We start from the raw sequence: 641 nt of genomic DNA, 5'->3' as shown, positions 1-641 counted from the left end.
TTCACTGTCGGCGAAGGTGAGCTGATGACTCATGATGAACCCTTTTTCATGGCTCCAGATGACAAACATGATCTCATGTCAGGGACTTGTTCGCACCTTCCCTAGGACACCCACCTTTCTGAGCCAGCCATTGCTTAGCTGGCTATCTCTCTCATCACACACAGTTCCTCCAAGAACCCGCTAGAGATCGGGCAAGCAAGCGATTTTTACTTGGCGGGCCGAGTGTTCAGACGTGGTAATGCCTGACACCAAACAAATGCCAAGGGAGTAAAACGGGATCTATCGGATTAACAAGGTGGCTGATGGCATCGCCGCTGACCACAGTGCCGGGCGAATTGCTGGCAAAAAGGTGGGAGTCCCAATTTGGAAGTCCAAAAACCATCCCGCCCGGGATGGTTTTTTATTGGATGGCTCGCAAAGCGAGGGCCCTCTTACCACCGCCCCTGGGGTGGCTGCTGGTTGCGCGACTCCACCATGGCGATCAGGATAGCCATCAGGCTCGATATCAGCATCAGTCCCATGGCGATGGGAAACGTCACCAGGATGTAAGAGAAACGCCCGATCTCTCAGGGCTGACGCATCAGTGTTTATACTTTGAACAACCCCATACATTCGAACAAATATTGTTCATTCAGACAGCA

Annotated in this window: 1 protein-coding gene; it reads left to right on the top strand. The window is 52.1% G+C overall.

From position 1 onward, the window contains the following. Positions 1-302: 302 nt before the first annotated feature. The coding region (locus tag OKB81_RS20690) for a hypothetical protein (protein ID WP_270805461.1) at positions 303-641 on the top strand (339 nt) is incomplete at its 3' end.

The organism is Aeromonas sp. QDB56, assembly GCF_027705505.1.
Classification (GTDB): domain Bacteria; phylum Pseudomonadota; class Gammaproteobacteria; order Enterobacterales; family Aeromonadaceae; genus Aeromonas; species Aeromonas caviae.
The sequence above is the reverse complement of the archived record's forward strand: the minus strand, read 5'-3'. Positions and strand labels throughout refer to the sequence as shown.